This is a genomic window from Leclercia sp. TB492 (genome assembly GCF_049974505.2).
GTDB lineage: Bacteria > Pseudomonadota > Gammaproteobacteria > Enterobacterales > Enterobacteriaceae > Enterobacter > Enterobacter adecarboxylatus_C.
In genome coordinates, this window is record NZ_CM127572.1 from 1,471,290 (window position 1) to 1,484,107 (window position 12,818).

A 12,818-nucleotide genomic window follows, 5' to 3' on the forward strand; every position below is an offset into this window, starting at 1 on the left:
TTTAGGCTACTGTTTTGCACTGTAAGAGAAGGAGTAACGCTCCCGATCGCGCATTATAATATATCCCACAAAGTAATATCAAACTATTAGTTAATTTTTAACAAATATCACCCTTTGATAGCGATGACGTAATGGCGTGCTGATTTTGGCAAGGAATGCCGGGTGACTCAACTAATTGGCGTCCACGGGGCGAAAAAAGTATTTGTCCGCACTGGCAGGGGGATAGATTGAATATTAAACGTAACTGGTTTGGCGTGGCTTGCTGCTTTTTACTGTTCACCGCGGTGTGCGTCTGTCTGACGTTCAGGGTGAGGGGGGCGTTTATGTCCGCAGGCTACCCTGGACTGGGATTACTCTTCTTCACCTTGCCGGGTATCGCTGCCAGCTTCTTCTCCCGTGGCGGAGAGGTGATCAGGCCGCTGATTGGGGCGATACTTGCCGCGCCGGTCTGCCTGGTGGTGATGCGGATGATGTTTATCCCGTCACGCACGATGGTACAGGAGCTGGCCTGGCTGCTGAGTGGCGTTTTCTGGTGTGCGTTAGGTGCGCTGTTCTTTCTGTTTGTGCGCCGGGCGCTGAAGAACCGCCGCGAGAGAATAAAAACGCCCTCAGAGTGAGGGCGTGAAAGGCTTACTGGGCAGCAAACAGCCCCAGGTGCTCTTTGGCGTAGGCTTCAAAATCGGTAAAGCCGCCGATGTGGGTCTGGTCGAGGAAAATCTGCGGAACGGTTTCAACCGGCTTACCGACGGTTTTTTCCAGATCGGCCTTGGTGATGCCTTCGGCGTGAATGTCCACGTAGCGGTAGTTAAAATCTTCACGCTCAGCGGTCAGTTTTTCTGCCAGATCTTTTGCGCGCACACAGTAAGGGCAACCCGGACGTCCAAAAATCACTGCAAACATGTTCTCTCTCCTGAAACTAAGCCAGACGGCGAATAACGCTATATTGCCGATAACTATCGGTAATGGAAAGCAGGTTCTGCCTGTTGCATTGATATCTTCAGGCTATGTTTGGCCAATTACAGCCTCCTTTTCTTTGCCTATACTGGCGAAATGTCAGTAACGCCCGTAAAGAGAGACAAGATGACGCCAGTAATTGATCTGCTACGTTCCCACCGCTCCATCCGCCATTTTACTCAGGAACCCATCAGCGACGCGCAGCGCGAGGCCATTATTGCCGGTGCGCAGGGCACGTCCAGCTCAAGCTTCCTGCAGTGCAGCTCCATTATCCGCATCACCGACCCCGCGATGCGCGAACAGCTGGTGACCCTCACCGGCGGACAACAGCATGTCGCCCAGGCGGCGGAGTTCTGGGTCTTCTGCGCCGACTTTAACCGCCATCTGCAAATCTGCCCTGAAGCGCAGCTTGGCCTGGCGGAGCAGCTGCTGCTCGGGGTGGTGGATACCGCAATGCTGGCGCAAAACGCGATGACGGCGGCGGAGTCGCTGGGACTGGGTGGCGTTTACATCGGCGGCATCCGCAACAGCATTGAGGCGGTGACCGAACTGCTGCAGCTGCCGAAGCACGTTCTGCCGCTGTTTGGCCTGTGCCTCGGCTGGCCGGCGGATAACCCGGACGTCAAGCCGCGCCTGCCTGCGGCGATGGTGGTGCATGAAAACCACTATCAGCCGGTCGATCAAGAGGTGCTGGCGCAGTACGACGAGGAGCTGGCGAACTACTACCTCAGCCGCGCGACCAATAATCGTCGTGATACATGGAGCGACCATATCCGGCGCACCATCATCAAGGAAAACCGTCCGTTTATTCTCGACTATTTGCATAAACAGGGCTGGGCGACGCGATAAGTCCATTCATCCTGCGCCTGCCTGCGTGTATGATACGCAGGCTTTTACCGGATTATGTCTGAGAGGTGCAGGGTGAAAATTGCCATATTGTCCCGGGATGGAACGCTCTTTTCCTGTAAACGCCTGCGTGAAGCGGCGGAGCAGCGCGGCCATCAGGTAGAAATCCTCGACCCGCTGTCCTGCTATATGAATATCAGCCCGGCGGCCTCCTCCATTCACTATAAAGGGCGTCAGCTGCCGCACTTTGACGCGGTTATCCCGCGCATTGGCTCGGCAATCACCTTCTATGGCACCGCCGCCCTGCGCCAGTTTGAGCTGCTCGGCAGTTATCCGCTGAATGAATCCGTGGCCATTACCCGGGCGCGCGACAAACTCCGCTCTTTGCAGCTGCTGGCCCGTCAGGGGATCGACCTGCCCATCACCGGCATTGCCCACTCGCCCGACGACACCAGCGATCTGATCGAGATGGTGGGCGGTGCGCCGCTGGTGGTCAAGCTGGTGGAGGGCACCCAGGGGATTGGCGTGGTGCTGGCCGAAACCCGTCAGGCAGCAGAGAGCGTGATCGATGCCTTTCGCGGCCTGAACGCGCACATTCTGGTGCAGGAGTACATTCAGGAGGCGAAAGGGCGGGACATTCGCTGTCTGGTGGTGGGCGATGAAGTGGTTGCGGCCATCGAACGTCAGGCCAAAGAGGGCGATTTTCGCTCCAACCTGCACCGGGGGGGCGTTGCCCGGATGGTGGAGATCACCGCGCGCGAGCGGGAGATCGCACTGCTTGCCGCCCAGACGCTGGGGCTCGATATTGCCGGGGTCGATATCTTACGTGCCGATCGCGGGCCGCTGGTGATGGAGGTTAACGCCTCACCGGGGCTGGAAGGCATTGAGAAAACCACCGGGATTGATATCGCCGGGAAGATGATCGGCTGGATAGAGCGCCAGGCCACGCCGGAGTTTTGTCTGAAAACGGGCGGATAACTGACCTGCCACGCACTGTTATTTTTTAAGAGGTTCCACCGTTATGGATTCACTCGTAGTACCGACACTTGATACCTTGCGCCACTGGCTCGACAACATGGGCGTTAGCTTTTTTGAATGCGACACCTGCCAGGCGCTGCACCTGCCGCACATGCAAAACTTTGACGGCGTGTTTGATGCCAAGCTCGATCTGATTAACGACGTCATTCTTTTTTCCGCGCTGGCGGAGGTCAAACCCTCGGCATTGCTGGCCTTAGCATCGGATTTATCCGCCATCAATGCCAGTTCTTTGACGGTGAAGGCATTTCTCGATATACAGGATGATAATCTGCCAAAACTGGTGGTTTGCCAGTCTTTCAACGCAGCCGTCGGGCTGACTTTCCCGCAGTTCGCGGCCTTCATTCAGCAGAGCGAAGAGCAGATCTCCATGGTGATGCTTGAAGCCAGCGCCCATCATCTGTTGTACAACGCCGAAGAGGGCGCTGAGCAACCTGAAACTTCGGGCAATTTTCTGCACTAAAGCTGTCTGACTTTTAGGCAGTCGCTGTCGTAGCGGCTGCATAACACCCTCTTTTCTGCTGGATTTAACCTTTCTTTAAAGAATTATTCACCGCCATCCCGCCAATTCGGCTTATCACATAGACATTTACTGCATAAAAAATTGTTAAAAGGCGTTTTTTAATCTGAGCTATAGCTACGGAGACAAGCTACAGTTTATTCTTGCGATGCTGTTAAATGCGAGCAGATACTGCCACCTGAGTAACATCTTCTGCTGCAGGCAGAGTGATAAATTATGCACGTTTCTTGCATAGGCTAAGAGTGTTCATTTTTAGCGCGTTTGTTAACGCGCTTTCAGAAGGATTACCGCTATGATCGCTTTAAATAAAAAATGGTTATCGGGTCTGGTTGCAGGTGCTCTGATGGCTGTCTCTGCCGGCACGCTTGCTGCGGAACAAAAAACGCTGCATATCTATAACTGGTCTGATTATATTGCCCCGGATACGGTGGCGAATTTCGAAAAAGAGACCGGCATTAAAGTCGTCTACGACGTCTTCGATTCCAACGAAGTGCTGGAAGGCAAACTGATGGCGGGCAGCACCGGCTTCGATCTGGTCGTGCCGTCAGCCAGCTTCCTTGAGCGTCAGCTCTCTGCCGGCGTGTTCCAGCCGCTGGATAAAAGCAAACTGCCGGGCTGGAAAAACCTCGACCCCGAGCTGCTGAAGCTCATCGCCAAACACGATCCGGACAACAAGTACGCCATGCCGTACATGTGGGCGACCACCGGCATCGGCTATAACGTCGAAAAAGTGAAACAGGTGCTGGGTGCCGATGCGCCGGTGAACAGCTGGGATCTGGTGCTGAAGCCAGAGAACCTCGAGAAGCTGAAAAGCTGCGGCGTCTCCTTCCTCGATGCTCCGGAAGAGGTGTTTGCCACCGTCCTGAACTACCTCGGCAAAGATCCAAACAGCACTAAAGCGGATGACTACACCGGCCCGGCCACAGACCTGCTGCTGAAGCTGCGTCCTAACATCCGTTACTTCCACTCGTCCCAGTACATTAACGATCTGGCGAACGGCGATATCTGCGTGGCTATCGGCTGGGCAGGTGACGTCTTGCAGGCGGCTAACCGCGCCAAAGAGGCAAAAAATGGCGTGAATATCGCTTATTCGATCCCGAAAGAGGGGGCGATGGCCTTCTTCGACGTCTTTGCGATGCCTGCTGATGCAAAAAACAAAGACGAAGCCTATCAGTTCCTGAACTATCTGCTGCGTCCGGACGTTATTGCCCACATCTCTGACCATGTCTTCTACGCCAACGGTAACAAAGAGGCCACCTCACTGGTCAGCGCCGAAGTACGTGACAACCCGGGTATCTACCCGCCGGCAGACGTGCGCGCCAAGATGTTCACCCTGAGCGTCCAGGAGCCGAAAATCGACCGCGTCCGTACCCGTGCGTGGACGAAAGTGAAAAGCGGTAAATAACCGCTCCTCGTAGGCCGGGCAAGCGTAGCGCCCCCGGCAACAGGCGCACCGTTCTGGTGCGCCTGCACCAGTTTGATTGATGCCGGAGAGCACCCCGTGAACGACGCGATCCCCCGCCCGCAGGCGAAAACCCGTAAAGCGCTGACCCCGCTGCTGGAAATCCGTAACCTGACCAAATCTTTTGATGGTCAGAATGCCGTGGATGATGTCAGCCTGACTATCTACAAAGGCGAAATTTTTGCCCTGCTGGGTGCATCTGGCTGCGGGAAATCGACGTTGCTGCGCATGCTGGCCGGGTTCGAACAGCCCAGCGCCGGGCAGATTATGCTCGACGGCGTTGACCTCTCGCAGGTACCGCCGTATCAGCGTCCCATCAATATGATGTTCCAGTCTTACGCGCTGTTCCCGCACATGACCGTGGAGCAGAACATCGCCTTTGGCCTGAAGCAGGACAAAATGCCGAAAGCCGAGATCGCCGCCCGCGTGGCCGAAATGCTGAGCCTGGTGCATATGCAGGAGTTTGCGAAGCGTAAGCCGCACCAGCTCTCGGGCGGGCAGCGTCAGCGCGTGGCCCTGGCCCGCAGCCTGGCGAAACGGCCAAAACTGCTGCTGCTGGATGAGCCGATGGGGGCGCTGGATAAAAAACTGCGCGACCGCATGCAGCTGGAAGTGGTGGATATTCTGGAGCGCGTCGGCGCGACCTGCGTGATGGTGACTCACGACCAGGAAGAGGCGATGACCATGGCCGGACGCATTGCGATCATGAACCGCGGCAAGTTCGTGCAGATTGGCGAGCCGGAAGAGATCTACGAGCACCCGACCACCCGCTACAGCGCCGAATTTATCGGCTCCATGAACGTCTTCGAAGGGCTGCTGAAAACGCGTGAAGAGGACGGGCTGGTGATCGACTCGCCGGGCCTTATCCACCCGCTGAAGGTCGCCGCCGACAACTCGGTGGTGGACAACGTGCCGGTGTACGTAGCGCTGCGCCCGGAGAAAATCACACTTTGCGACGCGCCGCCTGCCGATGGCTATAACTTTGCGGTGGGGGAGGTGGTGCATATTGCCTATCTGGGCGATCTCTCCATCTATCATGTCCGTCTGAAGAGCGGACAGATGATCAGCGCCCAGCTGCAGAACACTTACCGCTACCGTAAAGGGCTGCCGACCTGGGGCGACGAAGTGCGTCTCTGCTGGGAAGCGGACAGCTGCGTTGTGCTGACGGTATAAGGAATGGCGATGAGCAAACCTGAACCTGTGACCCGCCCAGCTGCGGGCATTGATACCAGCTGGCTGACGCGGATGCAGATGGCCCACGGGCGCAAGCTGGTGATCGCCCTCCCTTATGTGTGGCTGATCCTGCTGTTCCTGCTGCCATTCCTGATTGTGTTTAAAATCAGCCTGGCCGAGATGGCACGCGCGATCCCGCCCTACAGCGATCTGGTGGAGTGGGGCGACAGCCAGCTGTCGATCATGCTCAACCTGGGCAACTTCCTGCAGCTGACCGACGATCCGCTCTATTTTGAGGCCTATCTGCAGTCCCTGCAGGTGGCGGCTGTCTCGACGATCTGCTGTCTGCTGCTGGCCTACCCGCTGGCCTGGGCGGTGGCCCACAGCAAGCCCTCGACGCGTAATATCCTGCTGTTGCTGGTGATTCTACCTTCGTGGACCTCGTTCCTGATCCGCGTTTATGCCTGGATGGGGATCCTGAAAAACAACGGCGTGCTGAACAACGTTCTGCTGTGGCTGGGGGTTATCGACCAGCCGCTGACCATTCTGCACACCAATCTGGCGGTCTATATCGGCATTGTGTACGCCTATCTGCCGTTTATGGTTCTGCCGATTTATACCGCCCTGACGCGCATCGACTACTCGCTGGTAGAAGCGGCGCTGGATCTCGGTGCCCGTCCGATGAAAACCTTCTTCAGCGTCATCGTGCCCCTGACCAAAGGCGGGATTATCGCCGGGTCGATGCTGGTGTTTATTCCGGCGGTGGGGGAGTTCGTGATCCCGGAACTGCTCGGCGGCCCGGACAGCATTATGATTGGCCGCGTGCTGTGGCAGGAGTTCTTTAATAACCGCGACTGGCCGGTGGCCTCGGCGGTGGCGATCGTGATGTTGCTGCTGCTGATCGTGCCGATCATGTGGTTCCACAAGTACCAGCAGAAACAGATGGGAGATCACGGATGAACAACTTACCGGTAGTGCGCTCGCCGTGGCGGATCCTGATCCTGGTGCTCGGCTTTACCTTCCTGTATGCCCCGATGCTGATGCTGGTGATCTACTCCTTCAACAGCTCCAAATTAGTGACGGTGTGGGCAGGCTGGTCCACGCGCTGGTACGGGGAGCTGTTCCGCGACGAGGCGATGATGAGCGCCGTGGGGTTAAGCCTGACCATTGCCGCCTGCGCGGCGACGATGGCGGCGATCCTCGGCACTATCGCCGCGGTGGTGATGGTGCGCTTTGGCCGTTTCCGCGGCGCCAACGGTTTTGCCTTTATGATCACCGCCCCGCTGGTGATGCCCGACGTGATCACCGGCCTGTCGCTGCTACTGCTGTTTGTGGCGATGGGGCACGCCATTGGCTGGCCGTCGGATCGCGGCATGCTGACCATCTGGCTGGCCCACGTCACCTTCTGCACCGCCTATGTGGCGGTGGTGATCTCCTCGCGGCTGCGCGAGCTGGATCACTCCATTGAAGAGGCGGCGATGGATCTCGGGGCGACGCCGCTGAAGGTGTTCTTCATCATCACCCTGCCGATGATCATGCCGGCGGTGGTCTCCGGCTGGCTGCTGGCCTTTACCCTGTCGCTCGACGACCTGGTGATCGCCAGCTTTGTCTCCGGCCCGGGGGCGACCACGCTGCCGATGCTGGTCTTCTCCAGCGTGCGCATGGGGGTCAACCCGGAGATTAACGCCCTGGCAACGCTGATCCTGGGCGTGGTCGGCATTATCGGCCTGATTGCCTGGTATCTGATGGCGCGGTCTGAAAAACAGCGCCAGCGCGATATCCAGCGTGCAAGACGCGGCTGAAGCTCCTAAAATCTGCAAAGAAGCGTAATTGAGATGCCGCGTTATCGCGGCATCGTTTCATGGAAGACATCACGTTGGGATTTTTCAGCAAAACAAGTCAGTCACATGCCCGTCTGAATGTTCCTGCTCTGGTGCAGGTGGCGGCGCTCGCCATTATTATGATCCGCTGCCTCGATGTATTTATGATTTTCAATACTCTGGGCGTGCGCGGCATGGGCGAGTTCATTCACCGCAGCGTCCAGACATGGAACCTGACGCTGGTCTTTTTCGCCAGCCTGATGCTGGTGTTTATCGAAATTTACTGCGCCTTTTCGCTGGTGAAAGGGCGTAACTGGGCGCGGCTCATCTACCTGCTGACCCAAGTGGTCGCCACCGGCTATCTGTGGGCCGCGTCGCTGGGTTACGGTTATCCGGAACTGTTCAGCATCCCCGGCGAGTCAAAACGCGAGATCTTCCATACCCTGGTGATGCAAAAGCTCCCCGATATCCTGGTGCTCGGCCTGCTGTTCGTGCCCGCGGCCAGCCGACGGTTTTTCCGTCTGCAATAACGTGTATAATCGCTGCCCCCAGACGTATTAAGGTTTCGTTATGCAGTGCGCACTCTATGACGCCGGTCGCTGCCGCTCCTGCCAGTGGATAGAACAGCCAGTCTCTTCTCAACTTTCCGCCAAAATGGCCGACCTGCAGACCTTGCTGTCTGACCTGCCGGTGGCGGAGTGGTGCGCGCCGGTCAGCGGGCCGGAACAGGCATTTCGCAATAAAGCCAAAATGGTGGTCAGCGGCAGCGTCGAAAAACCGCTGCTCGGAATGCTCCACCGGGACGGCACCCCTGTCGATCTGACCGACTGCCCGCTCTATCCAGCCTCGTTTGCCCCGGTCTTTGCCGCCCTGAAACCCTTTATTGCCCGCGCGGGCCTCACGCCCTACAACGTGGAGCGCAAGCGCGGCGAGCTGAAGTACATTCTGCTCACCGAAAGCCAGCTTGATGGCGGGATGATGCTACGCTTCGTGCTGCGCTCGGACGCCAAGCTGCCTCAGCTGCGCGCGGCGCTGCCGTGGCTCCAGGAACAGCTGCCGCAGCTGAAGGTGATCACCGCTAATATTCAGCCGGTACATATGGCGATCATGGAGGGCGACGAAGAGATCTTCTTCACTGAGCCCCAGGCGCTGGCAGAACGTTTCAACGACGTGCCGCTGTGGATCCGCCCGAAGAGCTTCTTCCAGACCAACCCGACCGTCGCCAGCCAGCTGTACGCCACCGCCCGCGACTGGGTGCGTGGGCTTCCGGTGAATCATATGTGGGATCTGTTTTGCGGCGTCGGCGGCTTTGGCCTGCACTGCGCCACCCCGGAGATGAAGCTGACCGGGATTGAAATTTCCGCCGAGGCGATCGCCTGCGCGACCCAGTCGGCTACCGAACTGGGGTTAACGAATCTGCATTTCCAGGCACTCGATTCGACGCAGTTCGCCACCGGCCAGGGCAACGTGCCGGACCTGGTGCTGGTTAACCCGCCGCGCCGCGGCATCGGCAAGGCGCTGTGCGACTACCTGAGCCAGATGGCCCCGGATTTTATTATCTACTCCAGCTGCAATGCCCAGACGATGGCGAAAGATCTCCGCGAACTGCCGGGCTATCGCCTTGCGCGCGTGCAGCTGTTCGATATGTTCCCTCATACCGCGCACTATGAAGTGCTGACCCTGTTAGTTAAGTCCTGAGCCACTGCCCGGCGGCGCTGCGCTTGCGCGGGCCTACGGGTTTTGTCGGCCCGCGCAATCTTAAACAAAATGTGAACGTTTCCCGCCGCGGAAATCGGGTAAGCTTTACCTGTTAAGATTTAATAAGGCTGACCGATGAAGCAGATCCTGCTGGTGGAGGACGATGGCGATATCGCCGCGTTACTGCGCCTCAATTTAGAAGACGAAGGTTACGTAATTACCCACGAGGCGGACGGGGGCAGGGCGCTGCACCTGCTCGGGCAAGCCCACTGGGATGCGGTGATCCTCGACCTGATGCTGCCCAACGTTGACGGGCTGACCCTCTGCCGGGCTATCCGCCAGCGCGATCACTACCTGCCGGTGATTATCATCAGCGCCCGCAGCAGCGAAACCGAGCGCATTCTGGGCCTCGAAACCGGGGCCGATGACTACCTCGCTAAACCCTTCTCGGTGCAGGAGCTGGTGGCGCGGATCCGGGCGCTGTTCCGCCGTCAGCAGGCGATGGGCCAGCAGTCCTCCGGGCTTATTACCGCCCACGGCCTGACCATCGACCCGCTGGCTCGCAGCGTCCTGCTGCACGGCGAGGGGGTGGATCTCACCCCGCGTGAATTCGATCTACTCTACTTTTTCGCCCGTCATCCCGGGGAGGTCTTCTCCCGCCTGGCCCTGCTTGAACAGGTGTGGGGATATCAGCACGAAGGCTACGAACACACCGTCAACACCCACATCAACCGCCTGCGGGTAAAAATTGAGAAAGACGCCGCCGAGCCGGAGGTGATCCGCACCGTCTGGGGCAAAGGCTACCGGTTTACCAGGGAGGCGGAATGACGCGTCGTCTCACCCTGCTGTTTATCCTGTTGCTGACGGGCTGTGCGGCAGTGGCCTGCGCGGTGCAGCTCTGGACCAGCATGCAGTACGGGAATGCCATGGTGCAGCGTCTCTCCGGCGGGCTGGCGCAGCACATCGCCCAGCGTGAAACCCTGCTGGATGCCAACGGGCAGGTCGATCGCACCCGGCTCAAGCCGCTGTTCGACAGGCTGATGACCTTTAACCCCAGCGTGGAACTCTACATCCTCTCCCCGGACGGGGAGATCCTCGCCGATGCTGCGCCGCCGGGGCATATCAAGCGGCAAAAGCTCACTGTTGCGCCGGTGCAGCAGTTTCTCAGCGGCGGGATGATGCCGGTCTACGGGGACGATCCCCGCACCCTGACGGGAGAGAAGGTCTTCAGCGCCGTGCCGCTGCATCAGGACGGCGTACTGCGCGGCTATCTGTACATTATTTTGCAGGGGGAAGAGCTGAACGCGCTGGCGGAGCGGGCGTGGCAGAAAACGCTGTGGAGCACGGTGCTCTGGTCGCTGCTGCTGGTGGCCCTTTTCGGCGCGCTGGCGGGCGGCCTGGTCTGGTACTGGGTGACCCGGCCGGTGAAGCAGTTAACCGACGAGGTCAGCGGTCTCGATCGCGAAAGTATGCACGTCATCAAGCAGCTGGCCGCCCAGCCACCACAGACCGCCCCGTCGGACGAAGTGGCCCTGCTGCGTAACACCTTTATCGAACTGGCGCAGCAGATTGCCAGCCAGTGGGATCAGCTGGCCGACAGCGACCGGCAGCGCCGGGAGTTTATCGCCAATATCTCCCACGATCTGCGCACTCCGCTGACCTCCCTGCTGGGGTATCTGGAGACCCTGTCGCTGAAAGCCGGCACGCTCTCACCGCAGGAGACCCAGCACTATCTCTCTATCGCTCTGCGCCAGGGGCACAAAGTTCGCCATCTGTCCCAGCAGCTGTTTGAGCTGGCGCGCCTTGAGCACGGCAGCATCAAGCCGCAGCGGGAGCGCTTTGCCATCGGGGAGCTGATCTCCGACGTAGCGCAAAAGTTTGACCTGGCGGTGGAGACCCGCCAGCTCCGGCTGCATATCGACGTGCCGCGGCAGCTGCCGATGATCAATGCCGATCTGTCGATGATCGAGCGGGTAGTGACTAATTTGCTGGATAATGCTATTCGCCATACCCCACCGGGCGGCGAGATCGGGCTGAAAGTGTGGCTGGAGGGCGAGCAGGTGCAGGTGGAGGTGAATGACAGCGGGCCGGGGGTTGATGCACATCTGCGCGATCGGCTTTTTATGCGGCCATCGGCGCTGAGTCAGCAGGCGGCGCGGGATAATCGCGGCGGGCTGGGGCTGTTGATCGTCAAAAGGATGCTGGAGCTGCACGGGGGCGGGATCAGGTTAATAGAGGCGGGTCAGGGCGCAATATTTCGTTTTTATGTGCCGTTATAAAAACGCCGGGTGGCGCTAACGCTTACCCGGCCTACAAAAACCCTGGGGCCCGTAGGCCCGGTAAGGCGAAGCCGCCACCGGGCATCAGACCGCACAGCCCGTAGGTCGGGTAAGGCGAAGCCGCCACCCGGCACAACAAACTTACTGCGGGAACCACTGGTCGCTGATTTTCTGATACGTGCCGTCCGCTTTAATCGCTTTCAGGGCGCCGTTCAGTTTCTCCACCAGGGCTTTGTTATCCGGACGCACTGCAATGCCCAGACCGGTGCCGAAATACTGCGGGTCGGTCACTTTATCGGTAGCGGTGCCCAGCTGCGGGTTGGTTTTCAGCCACTCGTTTACCACCGCCGTGTCGCCAAACACGCCATCGATACGGCCATTCTTCAGGTCAATAATCGCGTTCTGGTAGCTGTCATAGGCTACGGTTTTCACTTCCGGGTGCTTATCCTGGAGGTATTTCTGGTGCGTGGTACCGTTTTCCATCCCGATGCGTTTGCCTTTCAGCTCATCAAAGGATTTGTAAGCGCCTTTCTTCGCAATCACCACCGCAGAGTTGGCGTAGTACGGGTCGGTGAAAGTCACCTGCTTGCTACGCTCCGGGGTGATGTCCATACCTGAGATCACCGCGTCATATTTTTTGAATTTCAGGGACGGGATCAGGCTGTCAAAGGCGTGGTTAGTAAAGGTGCACTCGGCCTGCATCTGGGTACAGAGCGCTTTCGCCAGGTCGATATCAAACCCGACGATCTGGTTGCTGGCATCCAGCGATTCGAACGGTGGATAAGTCGCAGAAACACCGAAGTTGATTTTATCGGCGGCAGAAGCGCCCGCGGCGAAGGTTGCCAGTAAAGCGGCCAGAACTAACTTTTTCATTGTGAAGCTCCCGTCTGTCAATCTTGTCATTATATGCCGTGTCTGCGGCTGGGAGTTACAATGCCATTGAATGAATTTGTATGCAATAAAAATGATTAAATATTAGTGAAATATAAAAAAAGGCGGACAGTGGTTAGACTTGTCCGCCTTCTTTAATC

General features: G+C 58.1%; 14 protein-coding genes. 12 read left to right on the top strand and 2 right to left on the bottom strand.

Features of this window, described 5'->3' with window-relative positions; all coding sequences use genetic code 11:
• Positions 1–227: 227 nt before the first annotated feature.
• Positions 228–617, top strand: a complete 390-nt coding sequence (locus tag ACP4QI_RS06850) for an inner membrane protein YbjM (protein ID WP_142488848.1) — start codon at positions 228–230, stop codon at positions 615–617.
• A gap of 13 nt (positions 618–630) precedes the next feature.
• Here the strand turns inward: ACP4QI_RS06850 and ACP4QI_RS06855 are convergent, their stop codons facing one another.
• Positions 631–900, bottom strand: a complete 270-nt coding sequence (locus ACP4QI_RS06855; protein WP_142488849.1) for a GrxA family glutaredoxin — start codon at positions 898–900, stop codon at positions 631–633.
• A gap of 180 nt (positions 901–1,080) precedes the next feature.
• Here ACP4QI_RS06855 and nfsA point away from each other — a divergent pair, with 180 nt between their 5' ends.
• The 11 genes from nfsA (at position 1,081) to ACP4QI_RS06910 (ending at position 11,787) form a co-directional block, all read left to right on the top strand.
• Positions 1,081–1,803 (top strand): oxygen-insensitive NADPH nitroreductase, encoded by a 723-nt coding sequence (gene nfsA / locus ACP4QI_RS06860; RefSeq protein WP_142488850.1) that lies wholly within the window; start codon positions 1,081–1,083, stop codon positions 1,801–1,803.
• 72 nt (positions 1,804–1,875) lie between these two features.
• Positions 1,876–2,778, top strand: coding sequence for a 30S ribosomal protein S6--L-glutamate ligase (gene rimK / locus ACP4QI_RS06865; RefSeq protein ID WP_142488851.1), 903 nt, complete (start codon positions 1,876–1,878; stop codon positions 2,776–2,778).
• 43 nt (positions 2,779–2,821) lie between these two features.
• Positions 2,822–3,298 (top strand): YbjN domain-containing protein, encoded by a 477-nt coding sequence (locus tag ACP4QI_RS06870; RefSeq protein ID WP_156263300.1) that lies wholly within the window; start codon positions 2,822–2,824, stop codon positions 3,296–3,298.
• A 349-nt stretch (positions 3,299–3,647) separates the two neighbouring features.
• Positions 3,648–4,760: a spermidine/putrescine ABC transporter substrate-binding protein PotF gene (gene potF, locus ACP4QI_RS06875; protein ID WP_231312782.1), complete on the top strand. Its 1,113-nt coding sequence runs from the start codon at positions 3,648–3,650 to the stop codon at positions 4,758–4,760.
• Positions 4,761–4,856: 96 nt separating this feature from the next.
• Positions 4,857–5,990, top strand: coding sequence for a putrescine ABC transporter ATP-binding subunit PotG (gene potG / locus ACP4QI_RS06880; protein WP_142488854.1), 1,134 nt, complete (start codon positions 4,857–4,859; stop codon positions 5,988–5,990).
• A gap of 9 nt (positions 5,991–5,999) precedes the next feature.
• Positions 6,000–6,950: a putrescine ABC transporter permease PotH gene (gene potH / locus ACP4QI_RS06885; RefSeq protein ID WP_285110693.1), complete on the top strand. Its 951-nt coding sequence runs from the start codon at positions 6,000–6,002 to the stop codon at positions 6,948–6,950.
• The gene (gene potI / locus ACP4QI_RS06890; RefSeq protein WP_285131042.1) at positions 6,947–7,792 is read left to right on the top strand and encodes a putrescine ABC transporter permease PotI; all 846 of its coding nucleotides are present in this window, start codon (positions 6,947–6,949) and stop codon (positions 7,790–7,792) included. The genes potH and potI overlap by 4 nt, the downstream gene beginning before the upstream one ends.
• 59 nt (positions 7,793–7,851) lie before the next feature.
• The gene (locus tag ACP4QI_RS06895; RefSeq protein ID WP_142488856.1) at positions 7,852–8,340 is read left to right on the top strand and encodes a YbjO family protein; all 489 of its coding nucleotides are present in this window, start codon (positions 7,852–7,854) and stop codon (positions 8,338–8,340) included.
• A gap of 40 nt (positions 8,341–8,380) precedes the next feature.
• Positions 8,381–9,508 carry a 23S rRNA (uracil(747)-C(5))-methyltransferase RlmC gene (rlmC, locus tag ACP4QI_RS06900; RefSeq protein ID WP_426494999.1) on the top strand — a complete coding sequence of 376 codons (1,128 nt, stop codon included), beginning with the start codon at positions 8,381–8,383 and terminating at the stop codon, positions 9,506–9,508.
• Between the two features lie 135 nt (positions 9,509–9,643).
• Positions 9,644–10,336 (top strand): response regulator transcription factor, encoded by a 693-nt coding sequence (locus tag ACP4QI_RS06905; RefSeq protein WP_426494998.1) that lies wholly within the window; start codon positions 9,644–9,646, stop codon positions 10,334–10,336.
• Complete coding sequence (locus ACP4QI_RS06910) at positions 10,333–11,787, top strand: sensor histidine kinase (protein ID WP_426494997.1); 1,455 nt, start codon at positions 10,333–10,335, stop codon at positions 11,785–11,787. Before ACP4QI_RS06905 ends, ACP4QI_RS06910 begins: the two co-directional genes overlap by 4 nt.
• A 141-nt stretch (positions 11,788–11,928) precedes the next feature.
• On the opposite strand, the gene artJ is transcribed toward ACP4QI_RS06910, so the two are convergent.
• On the bottom strand, positions 11,929–12,660 hold the full coding sequence (gene artJ, locus ACP4QI_RS06915) for an arginine ABC transporter substrate-binding protein ArtJ (RefSeq protein WP_142488860.1): 732 nt from the start codon (positions 12,658–12,660) through the stop codon (positions 11,929–11,931).
• Positions 12,661–12,818: the final 158 nt, after the last annotated feature.

Coding starts and splice junctions, on each gene's coding strand:
- ACP4QI_RS06870 (WP_156263300.1), top strand. CDS start 2,822: ATGGATTCACTCGTAGTACCGACACTTGATACCTTGCGCCACTGGCTC.
- ACP4QI_RS06905 (WP_426494998.1), top strand. CDS start 9,644: ATGAAGCAGATCCTGCTGGTGGAGGACGATGGCGATATCGCCGCGTTA.
- potI (WP_285131042.1), top strand. CDS start 6,947: ATGAACAACTTACCGGTAGTGCGCTCGCCGTGGCGGATCCTGATCCTG.
- nfsA (WP_142488850.1), top strand. CDS start 1,081: ATGACGCCAGTAATTGATCTGCTACGTTCCCACCGCTCCATCCGCCAT.
- potH (WP_285110693.1), top strand. CDS start 6,000: ATGAGCAAACCTGAACCTGTGACCCGCCCAGCTGCGGGCATTGATACC.
- ACP4QI_RS06910 (WP_426494997.1), top strand. CDS start 10,333: ATGACGCGTCGTCTCACCCTGCTGTTTATCCTGTTGCTGACGGGCTGT.
- ACP4QI_RS06895 (WP_142488856.1), top strand. CDS start 7,852: ATGGAAGACATCACGTTGGGATTTTTCAGCAAAACAAGTCAGTCACAT.
- potF (WP_231312782.1), top strand. CDS start 3,648: ATGATCGCTTTAAATAAAAAATGGTTATCGGGTCTGGTTGCAGGTGCT.
- artJ (WP_142488860.1), bottom strand. CDS start 12,660: ATGAAAAAGTTAGTTCTGGCCGCTTTACTGGCAACCTTCGCCGCGGGC.
- ACP4QI_RS06855 (WP_142488849.1), bottom strand. CDS start 900: ATGTTTGCAGTGATTTTTGGACGTCCGGGTTGCCCTTACTGTGTGCGC.
- rlmC (WP_426494999.1), top strand. CDS start 8,381: ATGCAGTGCGCACTCTATGACGCCGGTCGCTGCCGCTCCTGCCAGTGG.